This window comes from Citrobacter sp. wls829 (genome assembly GCF_005280825.1).
Lineage (GTDB): Bacteria > Pseudomonadota > Gammaproteobacteria > Enterobacterales > Enterobacteriaceae > Citrobacter > Citrobacter gillenii.
On record NZ_SZWP01000038.1, the window covers coordinates 18,937 to 37,938 of the forward strand.

Consider the following 19,002-nt stretch of genomic DNA (forward strand, 5'->3'; position numbering starts at 1 on the left):
ATACTGATCGTTAGGCCACCATGAAGGACAATGGTTCCTGTAAAGAGTGTAAAACTTAGTCAGGACAAAACCATGGGGGGGCATGAATGATCGGGCTTATACTTTACCACCTAGAGATTAATGTCAGCCAGAGATAAATCCTCAATAAGCGTAAATATTTATGCGAGAGAGAAACTGAAATAGGGAGAGGGGTATAACCTGTTGTTTTTGTGCTGGTTAACTGTCCATCTGATGTCGAGGTTCGCCGCCATAGCCGTATTTATTGTAACAAAAATGTTGCCTGGATTGCCTGTGTATAGGAATTGTCTTAGACTATAAATTCAAGGAGTGTAAGGACTTACATGACGTTTTACGGCAGACAGGAGGTACCGCTATGCTCTATTTCTGGACCTTTCTCATATTGAGCATTCTGTGCGTTAGTTGCTATATCTGGCAGGTTTTGGGCGCGTTGGCATCAATCAGTTCTTTAATCGGCATGGCTATCCTGGCGGCATTAATTTACTTCACTACTCTGTGGCTAACTCATGGTGATGAAATGGTCACGGGAATATTTCTTTTTCTGGCTCCGACCTGTGGGCTGATCATCCGCTTTATGGTCGGTGACGGGAAGCATTAAATCGACGTGTCATTAATGATGATAACAAAATGAGTGTCACACGTTTTTTCATCCAGGATATTCATATCCTGAAGTGCCAGCGATGACAGATTACCGGGCATCAGCAAGCTCTAAAGCCGCTTCCTCTTGCTGGGCATCTTTTCGCTGTTGTTCCAACTCCAGCGCGCCGCGGTGAGACAAGTAGCAGAACACGATGCAGCAGACGATCCCCCCCATCAGTAGGTAAAATCCCCCGTGCCAGCCCATTTTGTCGACCATCACACCAAACAGGCTGGTTCCTAGTGATGCACCAAAAATGTAGCTCATAAATCCGCGCAACCCTACGGCTGAACCGACGGCGAAGCTGGGGACGATTTCCATGGTCTGCACGGATGCCAGGAACTGAGGAACGTAAATCAGGCAACCGACAATGGCGGCGAAAATGGTCACCATCACCAGGGATTCACTTTTCCAGTAGCCGATCAGACAGACGAAGATCAGCGCCATACAAATCATTGCCAGCGGCATCCTGCGCCCCTTAAACAACTTGTCGGTAAGCCAACCGGCCAGCAATGTGGAAGGAATGGCCGCCCATTCAAAAAACAGAAATGCCACGCTCATTTGTTCTTTCGAGAAGTGTTTTTCGGTAAGCAAGTAAATCGGCAACCAGCTGATCATGCCAAAACGCACCATATAGACAAACACGTCCACCAGAGAGACATACCAGGCATTTTTATTACGCAGCACGTAGGTGCAAAAGATCTGGAAGGCGCTCATATTCTCCGGTGCCTGGGTGACCTGTCGGGCGTTGAGCACGACTTTTTCTTCCGGCATCATTTCTTCCAGCGGTGGTAAACCTTCTTTACGTGGCGAACCTTTACCCAGCATTAGAACAATAAAGGCAAATAACACGGCGATACAGGCGGGGACAATATAGCTGGCGCTTTGCCAGTGTTCGCTACCCAGAATGGCAAAAGCGGTGCCTACAATCGGGGCGACAATACCGCCGCCAACGTTGTGCGAGATATTCCAGAAGGCGCCAACGCGTCCACGTTCTTTACGTGGGAACCAGTTGGCAATAGTTATAAATGAGGGGCCAACGCCCATCCCCTGGAATAAGCCGTTGAACACTACCAGTGTGGCAAATATCCAGAATCCGGTGCTGAAACCTAACCCGACGTTCACGATGGCGCACAAGACCAGACCGCATGCCATAAAGACTTTGGGGCTGGCCTTATCGGCCAGGCTGCTCATAATACCCTTACTGATCCCGTAGGCAATCAACATGCAACTGCTGAGCAGACCAATTTGGGTGGCACTGAGATCCAGATGTTCTTTCAGGTACGGCGTAGAGAGTGTGAAGTTATTACGTACAATATAGTACGCAAGATAGCCGAGAAATACGCTAAGTAGTGCCTGCATCCGGTATCGACCATATGTCGCCTGGACTTGCTCCGGCGGGACTTTATTTGCCGATGGCCCTGTCTTAAATATTGAAAGCATATCATCACCTAAATTTATATTGATGTGAATATCAGGAGTTTTCGTTGTGCAGGGTGAAATAAACGATGATGGAATTCAACTCGATGAAATGTGTCAGTATTGACTCAACTTAACCAAAGAATGACTAATTTTGACTCTTTTAAATTAACAGAGGTGTGTGTTTTTTATTTTTAGCGGGAATTTATAGCCAGCATGTGCGGGTACTAACAATTTTAATCGGTAATTTAAGGTATTCTGTACCCATGCTTTCGCTTTCAGCTTGGTTATTTTTATAACCACCTTACCTTTCCCCTGAGTTGGGGTAAACGGGTAAGTTTTGTCTCAATATTATTTTTCGAACATGTTGGTATTTATGAACGGGATCACAAACAGGCTTTGCGACCAGGGGCGGATGATCATCCTGTCGCTTTGTTTTACGTTGCTGTCTACGGCCAGCCAGGCACAGGGTAAAGAGCTCGTCATGGCCACGACGTTCTCCCCTGGCGCGACGGCATGGATTATCCAGCAATGGCAAACCGAGCCAGGGTCGGTAATGATTCGTACGCTAAACCGCACCAGTGCCTCTCTGGAACAACTGCTCGATACGGCGAACGCGGACAATGTTGATCTGATTTTGACCTCCTCTCCCATGCTGTTGCAGCATTTGCAGGAACATCAGAAGCTGGCTCCCTTTGATAATGCGCTGCCTGAGAGTCAACGCCTGGTGCCGGAGTCCATCCGTTCTACGTCCGTGGCGGTGGCAATATCAGGTTTTGGCCTGTTGATTAACCGTTCTGCGCTGGCGGCGCGGCATTTACCGGCTCCGACTGACTGGGGGGATTTAACGCACCCCCAGTATCAGGGCGCGCTGTTGATGAGTAGCCCGTCACGTTCGGATACCAACCATTTGATGGTGGAATCACTGCTGCAGCAAAAAGGGTGGGAACAAGGATGGGCGACGCTGCTGGCAAGTGCCGGCAATCTGGTGACGATTTCCTCGCGCAGTTTCGGCGTTGCTGACAAAATTAAAAGTGGATTAGGCGTTGCTGGGCCGGTGATTGATAATTACGCCAATCTGCTGCTCAACGACCCGCATCTGGCGTTTAACTATTTTCCGCATTCCGCAGTGTCGCCAACCTATGTGGCGGTGTTGAACAATAGCCAGCATGCCGGTGAAGCCCGTCGTTTTATTCGCTATTTATTGAGTCCTCAAGGGCAGCGGATCCTTGCCGATGCGAATACCGGGAAATATCCGGTCACGCGGTTGCCCGCCGATAATCCGCGTGCTGCTCAGCAGGCCATTCTGATGGACCAGGCACCACTAAATTATCGCCTGATCCTCAAGCGGCAGCAGTTGGTGCAGCGGATGTTTGATACCGCCATCAGTTTTCGTCTCGCGCAATTGAAGGATGCCTGGCGAGCGCTGTATAGCGCCGAAGCGCGGCTAAAACGGCCTCTCCCTGAAATACGAGCGTTATTGACCAGCGTCCCGATAGACGCCAGCAGTAGTGAAGATGAGGCCTGGCTTGCGCAATTCGAGAATAAAAGCGTTGCTGAACAGCAGATGATGGAATGGCAGCTATGGTTTCTCAAAAACCAGCGCCAGGCTATCGCCAAACTGGAAGAATTAAAATGAAGGGCGGGTCGTTACTGCAACGTCTTCGTCAGCTTAGCATTAGCAGCAGTCTGCGCGGGGCCTTCCTGACAGGGGCGTTGCTGACGTTAAGCGTGAGTTGCGTCAGTCTGTATTCCTGGCATGAGCAGAGCTCGCAGATCCGCTATTCGCTGGATGACTACTTCCCGCGCGTCCATTCCGCTTTTTTAATTGAAGGCAATCTCAACCTGGTGGTGGATCAGCTCAATGAGTTCCTGTTGGCTCCCAATACCACGGTAAGACTGCAACTGCGCAACCAGATAATCCAGCATTTGGATAAGATTGAGACGTTAAGCCGTGGATTGCAGCCCGCGGAACAGCAGCAACTGGCGGTCATTTTGCAAGACAGCCGTACCCTGATGACGGAGCTGGACAGGGTGCTCTACAACATGTTTCTGGTACGAGAAAAAGTAAGTGAATTGTCTGCGCGCATAGATTGGCTGCATGATGATTTTACGACCGAGTTGAACTCACTGGTGCAGGATTTTACCTGGCAACAGGGAACTCTGCTGGATCAAATTGAGGCCAAAAATGGTGATGCGGCGCAATACCTGAAACGTGCCCGGGAAGTGCAAAACGAACAGCAGCAGGTTTACACACTGGCGAGAATTGAGAATCAAATCGTCGACGATCTGCGTGACAGGCTGAACGAGCTGAAGTCCGGTAGCGATGACGGTATGTTGGTGGAGACCCACATTCGTTATCTGGCGAATTTGAAAACAACGGCGGATGAAAATATCCGTACGCTGGATGACTGGCCCAGTACCATAACGTTGCGCCAAACTATTGATGAGTTGCTGGAAATTGGCATGATGAAAAATAAAATGCCCGACACAATGCGCGACTACGTGGCGGCGCAAAAGGCCCTTGTTGATGCTAATCACGCCAGAGAAGCGACGCTTGGGCGCTTTCGTACCTTGCTTGAGGCGCAACTGGGCAGCAGTCATCAGCAAATGCAGATGTTTAATCAGCGCCTGGAGCAGATTGTTCGCGTCAGCGGTGGACTGATTCTGCTGGCGACTTTACTGGCGCTGCTTCTCGCCTGGACGCTCAACCACTACTTTATCCGCTCCCGACTGGTGAAGCGTTTTACCGCACTGAATCAGGCCGTGGTGCAGATCGGTCTCGGTAGAACGGATGCCACTATCCCGGTGTATGGTCGCGATGAGTTAGGGCGCATCGCGGGCTTGCTACGCCATACGCTGGGGCAGCTTAATACGCAAAAAAATCAGCTTGAGCAGGAAGTGGCTGAGCGTAAAGAGATTGAGTCCGATCTTCGCGCCACGCAGGATGAGCTGATTCAGACGGCGAAACTGGCGGTGGTCGGCCAGACCATGACCACTCTGGCGCATGAAATAAACCAACCGCTGAACGCGCTATCGATGTACTTGTTCACGGCGGGAAGGGCCATTGAACAGGGACAATCAGCGCAGGCAAGAAGCACTTTAACCAAAGCGCAAGGGCTGATTACCCGCATTGATGCCATTATTCGCTCGCTGCGCCAGTTTGCGCGTCGGGCCGAGCCGGGGGCGCCGTTGCATCCGGTTGATTTGCGGCAAACTTTTAGTGCGGCTTGGGAACTGTTAGCCATGCGTCATAAGCCACAGCAGGGCAGGCTAACGCTCCCGCCGGAGACCGTATGGGTACTCGGTGATGAGGTGAGGATCCAGCAGGTACTGGTTAATGTGCTGGCAAACGCGCTCGACGCCTGTCCGGCTACGGCTGAAATTGAGGTGAGCTGGCGGGCTCAGGGCAAAACGCTGTGCGTATTGATCGCTGATAACGGACCCGGTTGGCCTCAGGCGTTGTTACCGTCGCTATTGAAGCCATTTACGACCAGTAAGGATGTGGGTCTCGGCATTGGTTTGTCGATTTGTGTATCGTTAATGACGCAAATGAACGGTGAGTTACGCCTGGCGTCAACGCTGGAGCGCAATGCCTGCGTAGTCCTGCAATTCAACCTGACGGATGTAAATGATGTTGAGTGATGAATGTTCTGTTCTGCTGATTGATGACGATGCCGATGTGCTCGATGCTTACACGTTATTGTTGGAGCAGGCAGGATATCGCGTCCTGGCCTGTAACAATCCGTTTGACGCCAGAAATCTGATGCCTGCCGACTGGCCAGGGATCGTATTAAGCGATGTATGTATGCCGGGCTGTTCGGGGATCGATCTGATGACTCTGTTTCATCAGGATGATAATCAACTGCCGATCCTGCTGATCACCGGACACGGCGATGTCCCGATGGCGGTGGATGCAGTGAAGAAAGGCGCATGGGACTTTCTGCAAAAGCCGGTCGATCCTGGCAAGCTGCTGGCGCAGGTTGAGGATGCCCTGCGTCAGAGGCAGTCCGTAATTGCGCGTCGTCATTACTGCCAGCAGAAATTACAGGTTGAACTGGTCGGATACAGTGACTGGGCAACGCAATTCCGCCAGCGACTACAGCAACTGGCAGAAACGGATATCGCCGTCTGGTTTTATGGTGAACCCGGAACAGGACGCATGACGGGCGCGCGGTATCTGCATCAGCTGGGACGTAACGTCCACGGGCCATTTATACGTGCAGACCTGACATCCGGAAATGCGGTTCAGCTCAACGCGCTCATTGATCAGGCTCAAGGGGGAACGCTGGTACTGAGCCATATTGAATGCCTGACGCGCGAGCAGCAGCACCATCTGGTGCAGTTGCAAAGTCAAGAGCGGCGTCCTTTTCGCTTGATTGGGATCGGGGAGACGTCCTTGGTGGAGTTGGCGGCAACCCACCAGATTGTGGCAGAACTCTATTATTGCTTTGCCATGACGCAAATCGCCTGCCAACCGCTGTCTCTGCGCCCGGACGACATCGAGCCGTTATTTCATCACTACCTGCATAAAGCCTGTCTGCGGTTAAACCATCCCGTGCCTGAAGTCGACGGGGAATTGCTAAAAGGCATGCGGCGACGAGTATGGTTGAGCAATGTACGGGAACTGGCAAATGCCGCAGAGTTGTTTGCCGTCGGGTTACTCCCGTTGGCTGAAACTGCCAACCCGCAGATGCATATGCCCGAGCCGACCCCGCTGGATCGTCGGGTAGAAGAGTATGAACGACAAATCATTACGGAAGCGCTCAATATTCATCAGGGGCGGATTAATGAGGTGGCAGAGTATCTGCAAATTCCGCGTAAGAAGCTGTATCTGAGAATGCGAAAATACGGGCTGAGTAAAGAGCACTATAAGTTCTAGCGCTCATCGAAATATTCGAACGGAGGCCAGAAAATTATCTGGCCATATCTCTTACCACATCAAATCATCAGGTACGACAAAGTCAGCGTACGGGTCATCTTCGTCCTTATCTTCCTGGCTCAATTCGCAATTTAAGACAATGTAGCTGGCGTCACGCTGCGCGATCTTATCGGCAACCACCGCCGGGATGATGGCGTATTCGCTCTCGCGATCACTTTCAGCGGCCAGACGCGCAATGGCAAGACGCCCCTTGATTAACTGAGTCTGGGTAACTTTATCAACGTAGATTTTTTTAATCAGATTGTTGTCGGTAAAGTTATAACCAATATCGCCTCTTGAAATGGTGATTTTATTCATTTCAATCAGCTGCTTAATCTGAGCTTTGTATTCTTTCGACAGGGCTGCTTGCTTTTGCTGCTCGCTGAGTTGCTTATCACGCTCAACCTGTGCTTTTTTATTTTCTTCAACCGCCTCTCTGGCCTCACGCGCCTGAACGCGCGACTTTTTCGCCGTTCTTTGCACCTTCGCCATTTTTTTACTGGTGACTAAGCCAGCTTTAAGCATCTGCTCTTGTAGGGTGAGTTTTGTCATGTTCGTTTCTAAATCCAGTAAAAAGAGTTCTCAGGATTATACCCTTAACGTCCGGGGGGATGCCAGATTGCGGGGAGTTGCAAAGCGTCGGGGATAAAATGGCAGGCTATGGTGTCCCCTGCAGGAATCGAACCTGCAACTAGCCCTTAGGAGGGGCTCGTTATATCCATTTAACTAAGGGGACGAAGCGGCACGAGTATAGCGTTTTTTACCTGCAACGGTAAGTCTGTGTCCGCCTGACTGCTCAAACAGTCGCCATTCAGGATTGTTTCTTCTGGTTTTTCTGCTCTTTTTGTTCCCGCTCAGCCTCTAATCGGGCCTCTTCTTTGCGTTTATTGCTCATATCATTGCGAATTTGCGCATGGCTCATCAACGCGAAGATAAATGTCCCACCGCAAATATTCCCGGCAAGTGTTGGAAGCGCGAACGGCCAGAAGAAGTCGCTCCAGTGCAGCGTGCCGTTAAAGACCAGGTAGAGAATCTCAACCGAGCCGACGACGATGTGCGTGGTATCACCCAACGCAATAAGCCAGGTCATCAGAACAATGACGACAATTTTTGCCGCGCCCGCTGCGGGAAACATCCACACCATGGTGGCGATCAGCCAACCGGAAATAATCGCGTTGGAAAACATCTCCGTCGGGCTATTTTTCATAACGTCCATCCCAATTTTGACAAAGGCGTCGCGAGTCTCTTCATCAAAAATTGGCATATATTCAAACGCCCATGCCGCAATGCCGGTGCCGATAATGTTACCCAGCAAGACCACGCTCCACAGACGCATCAGTAAACCAAAATTGCCGAGGGTTGGATTTTGCATGACCGGCAGGACAGCGGTTACGGTGTTTTCGGTAAAGAGCTGTTGGCGGGCCATGATAACGATGATAAACCCGAAGGTATAACCGAGGTTTTCCAGTAAGAACCCGCCGGGAACGCCCTCAAGCTGTACGTGAAAAATGCCCTTTGCCAGTAAAGAGGCTCCCATCGATAGCCCAGCGGCGATAGCTGACCACAGCAGCGCCATCGCATCGCGCTCCATCTCTTTTTCCCCGTCCTGGCGAATATGTTCGTGAATCGCCATGGCACGGGAAGGAAGTCGGTCCTCGTCGACTTCTATCTTTTTACCCTGCAACTTCTCTTCACTTTCTACTTCGAGTTCGTTGCTGTGTTGATCAATTTTTTCTTTTTCGATGTCATTCATTTTTGAGTCCTGAATAAGCACGTATTGCTAAAGCGTAGCGGTTTTTATCCAGGAACTGGCGGGAGAAACTCTGAAATCGCAAAAATGGTAACGTTTGTATTTATCGGATTCGGTAAAATAGAAACACCGCGAGGTCTACCTTACCAGGCTATGATCAAATCAGTAAGTTAGGGTATATAGACATCGTTTGACGTGCTGTTACAATCGCTCACATCTAAACCGGCGGATACCTTATTGTTCCGTCATGGATGGCAATCAGCGATAGCCATAATACACAGGGAGACACTTATGAAGCTTCGCCTGTCGGCGCTTGCGCTGGGAACCACACTTTTGGTGGGGTGTGCGAGCTCCGGTACAGAACAGCAGGGGCGCTCGGATCCGTTTGAAGGGTTCAACCGCACCATGTACAACTTCAACTTTAATGTGCTGGATCCGTATGTTGTTCGACCGGTGGCTGTAGCCTGGCGTGATTATGTTCCGCAGCCGGCCAGAAACGGTTTGAGCAACTTTACGGGCAACCTCGAAGAGCCGGCCGTAATGGTCAACTATTTCCTGCAGGGCGATCCTTATCAGGGGATGGTGCATTTCACCCGTTTCTTCCTGAACACCTTGCTAGGTATGGGCGGCTTTATCGATGTTGCGGGCATGGCGAATCCAAAACTGCAGCGCGTTGAACCACATCGTTTCGGCAGTACGTTAGGTCACTATGATGTAGGTTACGGTCCGTATATGCAGCTTCCGTTCTACGGCAGCTTCACGGTACGTGATGACGGTGGTGATATGGTGGATACGCTGTATCCGGTTCTGTCGTGGCTGACCTGGCCGTTGTCGGTCGGTAAATGGACCATTGAAGGGATTGAAACCCGCGCGCAACTGCTCGACTCCGACGGTCTGCTGCGTCAATCTTCCGATCCGTACATTATGGTGCGTGAAGCTTACTTCCAGCGTCATGACTTCATCGCGAACGGCGGGAAACTCAAACCAGAAGAAAACCCGAACGCGCAAGCTATTCAGGATGATTTAAAAGATATCGATTCCGAATAAGGAAGAGGTACAAATAAAAAGGTGAGCTAAAAAGCTCACCTTTTTTACGCCTGAAGAAAATCAGAATGCGTAGTTAAAGTTGGTACCGAACAGCCAGGCTTTACCTTCAGATTCGAAGGTATATGGACCTTCTTTGATGGTCACGTTCTGCCCGTGCATATAAGAAGCACCGATGTCGATAGACGCATCTTCATTGAACGCGTAGGTCGTACCCGCGCTCAGCCACAGGCGGTCCTGGTCTGGAATGGAGATGGAGCGTTTATCCGCAGGAACCGGGCTATCGTCGTAGGCGATACCAGTACGGAACGTCCAGTTTTTATCCATGTAGTAGGTCGTACCCAGCGCGAGGCGGTAAGAGTCCCGGAAGCCTTCTTCTTTATAGAACAATGTTTGTCCGTTGGTGCCCGTTGCTTTCAACTCCTGGAACTGACTCCAGCTGGTGTAAGCGATGCTGTAGTGAACGGCCCATTGCGGTGCTACGCGGTTATAGCCAGACAGTTCCCACATTTCCGGCAGGTTAAGCGTCAATGCGCCCGGAACGGTCGTGTTGGTTGTACCCCATGGGAACGTCACGCCAGCACCCGGTAAGCCGTTGGCCTGGCTTCTGATGCCGCTCTTATAATCACCGTCGAAATCGATTTTAACTTCTGAACGATAGGTTAAGCCCCAGCGGTTATCTTTATCCAGCTCATACAAAATACCCGCGTTCCAGCCGTAACCCCATTCATCACCTTCCATGCTTGCAATTTTAGGGCTGACCTTCGGTAATGCTGCGGTCATTTCACCGGAATAACGTTCAATTTTGGCGTCAGCATAAACGGCGTTAAAACCAAGGCCGAAGCTCCAGCTATCATTCAGGCGATAGGCGCCGCTGAGGTTAAGGTTGACCGTTTTAAGGTCGGTCTTGCCGCCGTATTCACCGACAATGTAGCTGTCGTTAAATTCGGTCGCCAGACCATAGTTAGAGGTGACAGACGCGCCCCAGCCAAACTGCTCGTTAATAGGCATCACGAAGTGCGCATTCGGAACCCATGCCGTCGGGGCGATGTTGTCCGCATTGGTGCTGCGCCCGGTGTATGGCGATTTACCGGAGATATTAACGTCTGGATCGATATACACCGCACCTGCTGAGAAAGTAGGGCGATCGAACATCATGATCAGTGCCGGGTTGCGGCTGGCGTTACCTGCGTCGTCTGCGATAGCGCCTTCACCCGAATATGCCCGGCCAAGGCCAGAGGAAGAAAATTCGTTTAACTGAAAGCCTGCAGACCAGGCCTGTGTGGAAATAATTGCCACTGCGACTGCGAGAGCAGACTTTGTAAACAGGGTTTTCTGGCTCATGACCATAACCTCATCGATTTATTTTTATACAAACAATGTTACATGCCGTAACAGGAGCGCGAAGTGTAGGGTCTGAGGTACCACATAGAAATCAGACCAGTGGCGAGAGTATAGGTCCGACCAGATAGAATGTTGCAAGTATGTTTATAAGTTTTTTCAAATATGATCTTAAAAACGCGATCCAGCTGGCAAAATTGCGGGGATGCGCACTCACCTGTTCGGGCGATTTTTGTTTTGGATCATTTTTAAGTGTGATTTCGGTCGCTTATCGCATTTCGCACAATTAACGACTGGAGAGGAGGATAATGGGAGCGTAAAATATCCCCAACGTTTATCTGGCACCCTTGGTGCGAATACAGAGGAAATCTACAATGAGTAAATGCAGTGCTGATGAAACCCCGGTTTGCTGCTGTATGGATGTTGGTACCATCATGGACAACACCGATTGCACCGCGTCATACAGCCGTGTGTTCGCGACTCGCGCACAGGCAGAAGAAACGCTGGCTGCTCTCACCGAGAAGGCGCGTGGCGTAGAATCTGAGCCTTGCCAAATCACCCCAACCTTTACTGAAGAAGCTGAGGGTGTTCGTCTGGATATCGATTTTGTTTTCGCCTGTGAAGCCGAAACCCTGATCTTCCAGCTGGGTCTGCGTTAATCCCTTCTTTCAGTGCCCTTGCCACCTTCTGACAAGGGCATTTTCGTAACAAGCAGTGATTATTCACTGTGCCATAGCTCCCACTTTCATTTCTCTCCACTTGGCTAAATGTAAAAAATTGGTTAAGACTGTGATCAGGTCAGACCACTTATTTTATTTTTTAACAGGGGAGTGTTATGAGTCAGGCTTTACCGCTGGTTACCCGTCAGGGCGATCGCATCGCCATTGTGAGCGGATTGCGTACGCCTTTTGCCCGTCAGGCAACCGCGTTTCATGGCGTTCCCGCCGTTGATTTGGGAAAAATGGTCGTCGGTGAGTTGCTGGCGCGCAGTGAAATTCCTGCCGATGCCATTGAGCAACTGGTTTTTGGCCAGGTTGTGCAAATGCCGGAAGCGCCCAATATCGCCCGTGAAATTGTGCTGGGCACCGGGATGAACGTACATACCGATGCCTACAGCGTGAGCAGAGCCTGCGCCACCAGTTTTCAGGCGGTGGCGAATGTCGCGGAAAGCCTGATGGCAGGAACCATCCGTGCGGGTATTGCTGGCGGGGCCGACTCCTCTTCCGTGCTGCCAATTGGCGTCAGCAAAAAGTTGGCGCGGGTGTTGGTGGACGTCAATAAAGCCCGCACCACCGGTCAGCGGCTGAAGCTTTTTTCCCGACTGCGTTTGCGCGACCTGATGCCGGTCCCACCTGCAGTTGCTGAGTATTCCACCGGCTTACGTATGGGGGATACGGCAGAGCAAATGGCGAAAACCTACGGCATCACGCGTGAGCAGCAGGATGCGCTGGCGTACCGTTCGCATCAGCGAGCCGCTCAGGCCTGGGCCGAAGGCAAACTGGCAGACGAGGTGATGACCACCTATGCTCCGCCGTTTAAAGATCCCTTCTCAGAAGATAACAATATTCGCGGAAACTCTACGCTGGCGGATTACGCCAAACTGCGCCCGGCGTTTGACCGTAAACACGGTACCGTCACGGCGGCAAACAGTACACCGTTGACCGACGGCGCCGCTGCGGTGATTTTGATGACGGAGTCCCGGGCGAAAGAGCTGGGACTGGTGCCGCTGGGCTATCTACGCAGTTTTGCGTTTACTGCCATCGACGTCTGGCAGGATATGCTGCTGGGCCCGGCGTGGTCGACGCCGTTGGCTCTGGAGCGCGCGGGCCTGACTCTGGCCGATCTCACGCTGATTGATATGCATGAAGCCTTTGCCGCGCAGACGCTGGCGAATATTCAACTGCTTGGCAGCGAACGTTTTGCTCGTGACGTTCTGGGTAGGGCACATGCCACTGGCGAAGTGGATGACAGCAAATTTAACGTGCTGGGCGGTTCGATTGCCTACGGACACCCTTTCGCCGCGACCGGCGCGCGCATGATCACCCAAACGCTGCATGAATTACGGCGTCGTGGTGGTGGGTTTGGTTTGGTCACCGCGTGTGCGGCGGGTGGTCTGGGTGCGGCAATGGTTCTGGAGGCGGAATAATGGAAATGGCATCGGCTTTTACGCTACACGTGCGTCTGGATAACGTGGCGGTGGTCTCCATTAATGTGCCCGGAGAGAAAATGAATACCCTGAAAGCGGAGTTTGCTTCTCAGGTGCGGGCTATTTTGAAACAAATTCGCGATAACAAAGATCTGCGTGGCGTGGTGTTTATTTCGGCGAAGCCGGATAATTTCATCGCCGGGGCGGATATCAATATGATCGGCAACTGCCGCAGTGCGCAGGAAGCCGAAGCCCTGGCTCGTCAGGGGCAACAGATGATGGCGGAAATTAATGCGTTGCCGATCCCGGTTATCGCTGCCATTCACGGAGCCTGTCTGGGCGGCGGTCTGGAGATGGCGCTGGCGTGTCATAGCCGCATTTGTACTGATGACGTTAAAACCGTGCTGGGCCTGCCGGAAGTACAGCTTGGTCTGTTACCCGGCTCTGGCGGCACGCAGCGGTTGCCCCGTCTGATTGGCGTTAGCACTGCGCTGGACATGATCCTGACCGGCAAACAATTACGCGCTAAACAGGCGCTGAAAGTGGGGTTGGTGGACGAGGTTGTGCCGCAGACCATTTTGCTAGAAGCGGCGGTGGAACTGGCTAAAAAGGAGAGTTCGGTACACCATAGCCTGCCGGTACGGGAACGCATTCTGGCCGGACCGCTGGGGCGGGCGCTGCTGTTCCGTATGGTCGGTAAAAAGACCGCACAGAAAACGCAGGGAAATTACCCCGCAACCCATCGTATTCTTGAGGTGATCGAGACTGGTCTGGCGCAGGGCAGCAGCAGCGGCTATGACGCCGAAGCCCGCGCGTTTGGTGAGCTGGCGATGACGCCGCAGTCTCAGGCTCTGCGTAACGTCTTTTTTGCAAACACCGACGTGAAAAAAGATCCCGGTAGCGAGGTACAACCCGGTCCGCTAAACAGCGTCGGGGTTCTGGGCGGGGGGCTGATGGGCGGGGGGATTGCCTACGTGACGGCCTGCAAAGGCGGCTTGCCGGTGCGTATAAAAGATATCAATGCTAAGGGAATCAACCACGCGCTGAAATACAGTTGGGATCAGCTTGAAACAAAAGTTCGCCGCCGCCATCTCAAAGCCGGCGAGCGTGACAAACAGCTGGCGCTGATTTCAGGCACCACCGATTTTCGCGGTTTTGCGCATCGAGATCTGGTAATTGAGGCAGTGTTTGAAGATCTGGCGTTGAAACAACAGATGGTGGCAGATGTTGAGCACAATTGTGCGCCTCATACCATTTTTGCCTCCAACACCTCATCTCTACCCATTGGCGACATTGCGGCCAATGCGGCGCGACCTGAGCAGGTCATTGGTTTGCACTTCTTTAGTCCGGTAGAAAAAATGCCGCTAGTGGAAGTTATTCCTCATACAACTACGTCCGAACGCACTATTGCCACCACGGTTAAACTGGCGAAAAAACAGGGGAAAACGCCGATTGTGGTGCAGGATAAGGCCGGGTTCTATGTAAATCGCATTCTTGCTCCGTACATCAACGAAGCTATCCGCTTATTGACCGAGGGCGAGCGCGTTGAGCAGATTGATGCTGCGCTGGTAAAGTTTGGTTTTCCGGTAGGGCCAATCCAACTTTTGGATGAGGTCGGAATTGATACAGGCACTAAAATTATACCTGTACTGGAAGCCGCTTACGGTGAACGTTTTAGCGCACCTGCAAATGTTGTTGCTTCAATTTTGAATGATGATCGCAAAGGTAGAAAAAATGGTCGGGGTTTCTATCTTTATGGTGCGAAAGGGCGTAAAAGCAAAAAACAGGTCGACCCTGCAATTTATACGCTTATTGGCGTCCAGGGGCAGAGCAAACTCATTGGCCCGCAGATTGCAGAGCGGTGTGTCATGTTAATGCTCAACGAAGCGGCACGCTGTTTCGATGAGAAGATTATCCGCAGCGCACGCGATGGTGACATCGGCGCTGTGTTTGGTATTGGTTTTCCGCCATTCCTCGGCGGCCCGTTCCGGTATATGGACTCCCTCGGGGCGGGTGAAGTGGTTGCGGTTCTGCAACGACTGACTACACAGTATGGTTCCCGGTTTACGCCGTGTGAACCGTTACTGCAGATGGCGGAACGCGGAGATAGTTTCTGGAAGCACGGGGAAACTGACCTGAATTCATGAGGTCAAAGGTAAGATGAATCCGCACCGAATGTACGAGTTAAGCTCAAAATGTAAACAGAGATTGACTATACTTACGCCATTAAGGTAAAAAACAGCGTTTCATTCGGTGAATGGATAAGGCACAATGCCGGCCACCACACATTTACCCTCGCCAATAGGGGCGTTGGCTAAAGGTGTTGGTGTTTCTGGTTAACAAAAGCGGTGCAATATGCAAGTTTTTATCATGCGTCACGGCGACGCGGCCCTCGATGCCGCCAGTGATTCGGTTCGTCCCTTAACCTCCTGCGGTTGTGACGAATCTCGCCTGATGGCGAACTGGCTGAAAGGTCAAAAAGTGGATATCGAACGTGTTCTGGTGAGCCCGTTCCTGCGAGCCGAACAAACGCTGGATGTGGTCGGGGAATGTATGAACCTGCCAACCGGTGTGGATGTTTTACCGGAGCTGACTCCCTGCGGCGATGTCGGTCTGGTCAGCGCCTATTTACAGGCACTGACCAATGAAGGTGTCGCTACGGCGCTGGTCATTTCTCACCTGCCTTTGGTGGGATATCTGGTGTCCGAGCTGTGTCCGGGTGAAACGCCGCCGATGTTTACCACATCTGCGATTGCCAGCGTCACGCTTGATGAGAGCGGAAAGGGCGTTTTCAACTGGCAGATGAGCCCGTGTAATCTGAAGATGGCGAAAGCGATATAGTCGTTTCGTTGGCCGGATCAAGCGCGAGCGCAGCCATCCGGTAAAACGTCTTTGACATGAGCCTGCAATAAAAAGAGCCGCAACTGCGGCTCTTTCTGTTTTCCGTTCTCAGGGAAGTTCGGGCGGTAACCACTCTTCCACTTCAATCAGCACCAGCAGCGCGGCGTCGCCGCCGTACTCTTTAGGCGCCTGATGAAAAGCCATCACGTGCGGATGTTGCGCCAGCCAAAGCGGCGTTTGCTGTTTCAGAACGTGCTTTCCGTGGCCGTGCATGACGCAGGCGCAGAAGACGTGTTCACGACGACAGGCGGCAATCAGCGCCCCGAGTTCCTGTTTAGCCTGCTGTTGCGTCAGCCCGTGTAAATCAAGAAACAGTTCCGGGGAGTAGTCACCACGGCGCATTTTCTTCAGTTCAAAGTGGCTGACGTCGGCCCGCAGATATCTGACCGGACCCTCTGTGTTCAACAGCGGCTGAAACTCATCAGAGAAATAGTGGCTGGCATCAGCCTGTTCCTGCAACAGCCTTTTAACCGGCACCTCGGTGATTTTTTTACGCGGTGGTCGATGGACAATCGTGTCCTGCTTAATTTGACGAGTGCCGGTCATCAACTGGCGAAACAGCGTCTGATCCTCCTCGCTGAGCGATGTTTTCTTTTTCATTTGAGCGTCTCATCTTTTATTTTCCGTTAGTTTAACCCGACTCGATGGGCATCCGATCGCTTAAAACGCAATTTTCGCGCTCAGGCTCGGCGTGAATGCTGATTTATCGCCGTCTTCGTGGCAAACTAGCCGCCGAATTTAATACGAGCATGCCCTGGAGGAATACGTGGATAAAATTTTCGTTGATGAAGCAGTGAGTGAACTGCATACCATTCAGGACATGTTGCGTTGGGCGGTCAGCCGTTTTAGCGCGGCGAATATCTGGTATGGTCACGGGACGGATAACCCATGGGATGAGGCGGTACAACTGGTGCTGCCGTCACTCTACCTGCCGCTGGATATTCCTGAAGATATGCGCACTGCGCGCCTGACCTCCAGCGAACGCCACCGTATTGTTGAGCGCGTGATTCGCCGCGTTAACGAGCGTATCCCGGTTGCCTACCTGACCAACAAAGCCTGGTTCTGCGGTCATGAATTCTATGTTGATGAACGCGTGCTGGTGCCGCGCTCACCGATTGCCGAGCTGATCAATAATCGCTTTGCCGGTCTTATCAGCGAGCAGCCGCAGCACATTCTCGATATGTGTACCGGCAGCGGGTGTATTGCTATTGCCTGTGCGTATGCCTTCCCGGAAGCCGAAGTGGACGCGGTGGATATTTCCACTGACGCCCTGGCGGTGACCGAGCACAATATTGAAGAGCATGGTCTGATCAATCACGTGACACCGATCCGCTCCGATCTGTTCCGTGACCTGCTGAAAGTACAGTATGACCTGATTGTGACCAACCCGCCGTATGTGGATGCGGAAGATATGTCCGATCTGCCTAATGAGTATCGCCACGAACCTGAGCTGGGCCTGGCGTCCGGAAGTGATGGGCTGAAGCTGACCCGTCGCATTCTTGGCAATGCGCCGGACTACCTGTCAGACAACGGTATTCTGATTTGTGAAGTCGGTAACAGCATGGTACATCTGATGGAACAATATCCGGACGTGCCGTTTACGTGGCTGGAATTCGACAACGGCGGTGATGGCGTATTCATGCTGACCAAAGCGCAGCTGATTGCCGCTCGTGAACATTTCAGCATCTATAAAGATTAACGACACGCGCACACACAACAACGATAACGGAGCGGTGATGGCAGGAAACACAATTGGACAACTCTTTCGCGTAACGACCTTCGGTGAATCACACGGGCTGGCGCTCGGCTGTATCGTTGATGGTGTTCCGCCGGGTATTCCGCTGACAGAAGCTGATCTGCAGCACGATCTCGACAGACGTCGTCCGGGAACCTCGCGTTACACCACGCAGCGTCGCGAGCCGGATCAGGTGAAAATCCTTTCCGGCGTGTTTGACGGCGTCACCACCGGCACCAGTATTGGCCTGTTGATTGAAAATACCGATCAGCGTTCGCAGGATTACGGCGCCATTAAGGATGTTTTTCGTCCAGGCCATGCCGACTACACCTACGAGCAGAAATACGGCGTGCGTGACTACCGTGGCGGCGGGCGTTCGTCCGCGCGCGAAACGGCAATGCGCGTGGCGGCCGGGGCGATTGCCAAAAAATACCTGGCGGAAAAATTCGGCGTAGAAATCCGCGGATGCCTGACCCAAATGGGCAATATTCCGCTGGAAATTAAAGACTGGTCTCAGGTCGAACAAAACCCGTTCTTTTGCCCGGATCCGGACAAAATCACCGCGCTGGATGAACTGATGCGCGCACTCAAGAAAGAGGGTGACTCCATCGGTGCAAAAGTGACCGTGGTTGCAAGCGGTGTACCGGCCGGTCTCGGCGAACCTGTTTTTGACCGTCTGGATGCTGACATCGCCCATGCGTTGATGAGCATTAATGCGGTGAAAGGCGTGGAGATTGGCGACGGCTTCGACGTTGTTGCGTTGCGCGGTAGTCAGAACCGTGATGAAATCACCAAAGAGGGTTTCCAGAGTAACCATGCTGGCGGCATTCTGGGGGGCATCAGCAGCGGGCAACAAATTGTTGCACATATGGCGCTGAAACCGACTTCCAGTATTACCGTTCCCGGGCGCACTATTAACCGCTTTGGCGAAGAAGTCGAGATGATAACCAAAGGACGTCACGATCCGTGCGTTGGGATCCGCGCGGTGCCGATCGCAGAAGCCATGCTGGCGATTGTGCTGATGGATCACCTGCTGCGTCAGCGGGCGCAGAATGCGGATGTAAAGACTGACATTCCACGCTGGTAAGAA

Annotated in this window: 16 protein-coding genes and 1 tRNA gene; 11 read left to right on the forward strand and 6 right to left on the reverse strand. The window is 52.1% G+C overall.

From position 1 onward, the window contains the following. Positions 1-373: 373 nt before the first annotated feature. Complete coding sequence (locus FDW88_RS04595) at positions 374-616, forward strand: YfdY family protein (RefSeq protein ID WP_115257853.1); 243 nt, start codon at positions 374-376, stop codon at positions 614-616. Positions 617-706: 90 nt separating this feature from the next. Here the strand turns inward: FDW88_RS04595 and pgtP are convergent, their stop codons facing one another. Continuing rightward, positions 707-2,098, reverse strand: a complete 1,392-nt coding sequence (gene pgtP, locus FDW88_RS04600) for a phosphoglycerate transporter PgtP (RefSeq protein WP_096756290.1) — start codon at positions 2,096-2,098, stop codon at positions 707-709. A gap of 391 nt (positions 2,099-2,489) precedes the next feature. Between pgtP and pgtC the strand changes: the two genes are divergently transcribed. The 3 genes from pgtC to pgtA are packed head-to-tail and all read left to right on the forward strand — an operon-like array spanning position 2,490 to position 6,956. After that, the gene (gene pgtC / locus FDW88_RS04605; protein ID WP_137362112.1) at positions 2,490-3,713 is read left to right on the forward strand and encodes a phosphoglycerate transport regulator PgtC; all 1,224 of its coding nucleotides are present in this window, start codon (positions 2,490-2,492) and stop codon (positions 3,711-3,713) included. Next, positions 3,710-5,719, forward strand: coding sequence for a two-component system sensor histidine kinase PgtB (gene pgtB, locus FDW88_RS04610; protein WP_137362158.1), 2,010 nt, complete (start codon positions 3,710-3,712; stop codon positions 5,717-5,719). The genes pgtC and pgtB overlap by 4 nt, the downstream gene beginning before the upstream one ends. Beyond that, the gene (gene pgtA / locus FDW88_RS04615; RefSeq protein WP_115257857.1) at positions 5,709-6,956 is read left to right on the forward strand and encodes a two-component system response regulator PgtA; all 1,248 of its coding nucleotides are present in this window, start codon (positions 5,709-5,711) and stop codon (positions 6,954-6,956) included. The genes pgtB and pgtA overlap by 11 nt, the downstream gene beginning before the upstream one ends. 51 nt (positions 6,957-7,007) lie before the next feature. Here the strand turns inward: pgtA and FDW88_RS04620 are convergent, their stop codons facing one another. The 3 genes from FDW88_RS04620 to FDW88_RS04630 all read right to left on the reverse strand — a co-directional run bounded on the left by FDW88_RS04620 (position 7,008) and on the right by FDW88_RS04630 (position 8,748). Next, positions 7,008-7,547: a DUF2058 domain-containing protein gene (locus FDW88_RS04620; RefSeq protein WP_096756304.1), complete on the reverse strand. Its 540-nt coding sequence runs from the start codon at positions 7,545-7,547 to the stop codon at positions 7,008-7,010. Positions 7,548-7,656: 109 nt separating this feature from the next. Next, positions 7,657-7,731 (reverse strand) — tRNA-Arg (locus tag FDW88_RS04625). A 75-nt stretch (positions 7,732-7,806) separates the two neighbouring features. Further along, positions 7,807-8,748, reverse strand: coding sequence for a formate/nitrite transporter family protein (locus FDW88_RS04630; protein WP_137362113.1), 942 nt, complete (start codon positions 8,746-8,748; stop codon positions 7,807-7,809). A gap of 288 nt (positions 8,749-9,036) precedes the next feature. Here FDW88_RS04630 and mlaA point away from each other — a divergent pair, with 288 nt between their 5' ends. Then, a complete protein-coding gene (gene mlaA, locus FDW88_RS04635) occupies positions 9,037-9,792 on the forward strand; it encodes a phospholipid-binding lipoprotein MlaA (protein ID WP_096756318.1) in 756 nt (251 codons plus the stop codon). A gap of 60 nt (positions 9,793-9,852) precedes the next feature. Here the strand turns inward: mlaA and fadL are convergent, their stop codons facing one another. Next, entirely contained in the window at positions 9,853-11,133 is a 1,281-nt protein-coding gene (fadL, locus tag FDW88_RS04640) for a long-chain fatty acid transporter FadL (RefSeq protein ID WP_115257883.1), read from the reverse strand. A 371-nt stretch (positions 11,134-11,504) separates the two neighbouring features. On the opposite strand from fadL, the gene FDW88_RS04645 reads away from it, so the two are divergent. From FDW88_RS04645 to sixA, 4 genes are all read left to right on the forward strand, one after another. Beyond that, a complete protein-coding gene (locus FDW88_RS04645; protein ID WP_115257884.1) occupies positions 11,505-11,789 on the forward strand; it encodes a YfcZ/YiiS family protein in 285 nt (94 codons plus the stop codon). A gap of 176 nt (positions 11,790-11,965) precedes the next feature. Further along, positions 11,966-13,276 carry an acetyl-CoA C-acyltransferase FadI gene (fadI, locus tag FDW88_RS04650; protein WP_137362114.1) on the forward strand — a complete coding sequence of 437 codons (1,311 nt, stop codon included), beginning with the start codon at positions 11,966-11,968 and terminating at the stop codon, positions 13,274-13,276. Further along, positions 13,276-15,423 carry a fatty acid oxidation complex subunit alpha FadJ gene (fadJ, locus tag FDW88_RS04655; protein ID WP_137362115.1) on the forward strand — a complete coding sequence of 716 codons (2,148 nt, stop codon included), beginning with the start codon at positions 13,276-13,278 and terminating at the stop codon, positions 15,421-15,423. Before fadI ends, fadJ begins: the two co-directional genes overlap by 1 nt. Before the next feature lie 208 nt (positions 15,424-15,631). Then, positions 15,632-16,117, forward strand: coding sequence for a phosphohistidine phosphatase SixA (sixA, locus tag FDW88_RS04660; protein ID WP_137362116.1), 486 nt, complete (start codon positions 15,632-15,634; stop codon positions 16,115-16,117). A gap of 108 nt (positions 16,118-16,225) precedes the next feature. On the opposite strand, the gene smrB is transcribed toward sixA, so the two are convergent. After that, positions 16,226-16,777 (reverse strand): endonuclease SmrB, encoded by a 552-nt coding sequence (gene smrB / locus FDW88_RS04665; RefSeq protein WP_096756325.1) that lies wholly within the window; start codon positions 16,775-16,777, stop codon positions 16,226-16,228. 166 nt (positions 16,778-16,943) lie between these two features. Here smrB and prmB point away from each other — a divergent pair, with 166 nt between their 5' ends. Both prmB and aroC read left to right on the forward strand, forming a co-directional pair. Continuing rightward, positions 16,944-17,876 carry a 50S ribosomal protein L3 N(5)-glutamine methyltransferase gene (gene prmB / locus FDW88_RS04670; RefSeq protein WP_115257887.1) on the forward strand — a complete coding sequence of 311 codons (933 nt, stop codon included), beginning with the start codon at positions 16,944-16,946 and terminating at the stop codon, positions 17,874-17,876. A gap of 37 nt (positions 17,877-17,913) precedes the next feature. Further along, the gene (gene aroC, locus FDW88_RS04675; protein WP_096756327.1) at positions 17,914-18,999 is read left to right on the forward strand and encodes a chorismate synthase; all 1,086 of its coding nucleotides are present in this window, start codon (positions 17,914-17,916) and stop codon (positions 18,997-18,999) included. Positions 19,000-19,002 lie beyond the last annotated feature (3 nt).

Coding starts and splice junctions, on each gene's coding strand:
- aroC (WP_096756327.1), top strand. CDS start 17,914: ATGGCAGGAAACACAATTGGACAACTCTTTCGCGTAACGACCTTCGGT.
- smrB (WP_096756325.1), bottom strand. CDS start 16,777: ATGAAAAAGAAAACATCGCTCAGCGAGGAGGATCAGACGCTGTTTCGC.
- FDW88_RS04630 (WP_137362113.1), bottom strand. CDS start 8,748: ATGAATGACATCGAAAAAGAAAAAATTGATCAACACAGCAACGAACTC.
- FDW88_RS04620 (WP_096756304.1), bottom strand. CDS start 7,547: ATGACAAAACTCACCCTACAAGAGCAGATGCTTAAAGCTGGCTTAGTC.
- mlaA (WP_096756318.1), top strand. CDS start 9,037: ATGAAGCTTCGCCTGTCGGCGCTTGCGCTGGGAACCACACTTTTGGTG.
- pgtA (WP_115257857.1), top strand. CDS start 5,709: ATGTTGAGTGATGAATGTTCTGTTCTGCTGATTGATGACGATGCCGAT.
- pgtC (WP_137362112.1), top strand. CDS start 2,490: ATGATCATCCTGTCGCTTTGTTTTACGTTGCTGTCTACGGCCAGCCAG.
- FDW88_RS04595 (WP_115257853.1), top strand. CDS start 374: ATGCTCTATTTCTGGACCTTTCTCATATTGAGCATTCTGTGCGTTAGT.
- FDW88_RS04645 (WP_115257884.1), top strand. CDS start 11,505: ATGAGTAAATGCAGTGCTGATGAAACCCCGGTTTGCTGCTGTATGGAT.
- fadI (WP_137362114.1), top strand. CDS start 11,966: ATGAGTCAGGCTTTACCGCTGGTTACCCGTCAGGGCGATCGCATCGCC.
- fadL (WP_115257883.1), bottom strand. CDS start 11,133: ATGAGCCAGAAAACCCTGTTTACAAAGTCTGCTCTCGCAGTCGCAGTG.
- pgtP (WP_096756290.1), bottom strand. CDS start 2,098: ATGCTTTCAATATTTAAGACAGGGCCATCGGCAAATAAAGTCCCGCCG.
- sixA (WP_137362116.1), top strand. CDS start 15,632: ATGCAAGTTTTTATCATGCGTCACGGCGACGCGGCCCTCGATGCCGCC.
- fadJ (WP_137362115.1), top strand. CDS start 13,276: ATGGAAATGGCATCGGCTTTTACGCTACACGTGCGTCTGGATAACGTG.
- pgtB (WP_137362158.1), top strand. CDS start 3,710: ATGAAGGGCGGGTCGTTACTGCAACGTCTTCGTCAGCTTAGCATTAGC.